This is a genomic window from Mesorhizobium sp. B3-1-6 (assembly GCF_006439555.1).
Lineage (GTDB): Bacteria > Pseudomonadota > Alphaproteobacteria > Rhizobiales > Rhizobiaceae > Mesorhizobium.
On the sequence record NZ_VFTM01000072.1, the window covers coordinates 1 to 1,426 of the forward strand.

The 1,426-nt window shown below is 58.9% G+C and carries 1 pseudogene; it reads right to left on the bottom strand.

The features are described 5' to 3' along the window. Window positions 1-27 precede the first annotated feature (27 nt). Window positions 28-1,382, bottom strand: a pseudogene (locus tag FJ414_RS31275) (IS3 family transposase). Between the last annotated feature and the right edge of the window lie 44 nt (window positions 1,383-1,426).

Sequence of the window (1,426 nt, forward strand, 5' to 3'; positions counted from 1 at the left end):
TGAACTGACCCCATAAAGTTGGACGGTTCATTGAGTTGGTATGTTTAAGGGCTGGGTCCTGTATTGCACAGGGGCCAGCCCTTTGAGTTTCAGTTTGATGCGGTGGTGGTTGTAATAGTCGATGTAGTGGTCGATGGCTGTATCGAGGCTTTGGACCGTTTCGAATCTTTGCGGATAGAAGAGCTCGGATTTGAGCGTGGCGAAGAAGCTCTCCATCGGTGCATTGTCGAGGCAATTGCCTTTGCGCGACATGCTCTGAGCAAGGCCTCTAGCTTCCAGCCTGCGCTGGAATGCCGACATCTGGTACTGCCATCCCTGATCGGAATGCAGGATCGGCCGTTCGTTGTGATTGAGCCGGGCGAAGGCTTTGGTCAGCATATTGTCCACCAATTCGAAGCGCGGGCGGCGCGCCGTCTCGAAGGCGACGATCTCGCCGTTGTAGAGATCCATGATGGGTGACAGGTAGAGCTTGTCGCCGGCCACGCTGAACTCCGTCACGTCGGTCACCCATTTGCGGTTGGCGCGGTCGGCGTCGAACTTGCGCTGCAACAGATCGGGCGCGGTCCGCCCAACCTCGCCCCTATAGGAACGATACCTCTTCGGCCTGACCAGCGACTTCAATTCCATCCCGGTCATCAGGCTCTGGACGGTCTTGTGGTTGACGCGTTGACCTGCCTGGCGCAGTTGCGCGGTCACCCGACGATAGCCGTAGCGGCCCTTGTGGCTGTCGAAGATGACCTTGATCGCTTCCCTCAATGCCGCCTGGCGGTCCGGGCGCGAGGCCGCCTTTTGATTGTAATAGAACGTGCTGCGCGGCAGCTTCGCCAGTTCCAGCAGGCCTTTAAGCGGATGCAGCGGCCTTAACGCCTGGACGGCTTGCGCTTTTTGGGCGCGTGTCCCTGCGTTAAGGCCTCCAGTTTTTTTAGGTAGGCGTTCTCCATCCGCAGTTGCTTCAGTTCGGCCAGCAGTTCTTCACGGCTTTTGGCCTCGTCACTGGCTGCAACAGGCACTGAGGGGGCCGGCGGCTTCGACATGGGTCGTCCTCTGGGACGTGGCCCGAGCGCCTCTGTCCCGCCCGCATGATAGCGCTTCTCCCAGCCCGCCAGGCAACCGGCATTGCGGATATTGAACAACGCCGCCGTCTGGCGATACGACAGACCTTCTCTCCACATCCGCTCGAGCACTGACAACTTGAACGACGCGTCGTAATGACCGTATTTGCCCGACAGCCCCGCATCGCCATGCGCCTGGTACAAAGCAATCCACTTGCGAACAGTCGCAGCGTCGACGCCTCGCTTCGAGGCCGCACTCGCGTAGCTCTCATCCCCGCACAAATAGCTATCGACAACTGACCGCTTGAAGCGCGCACTGTATTTGGACATGCAAAACCCCCGAAGGTTGTGTCCAACTTTCGGGGGTCAGTTCA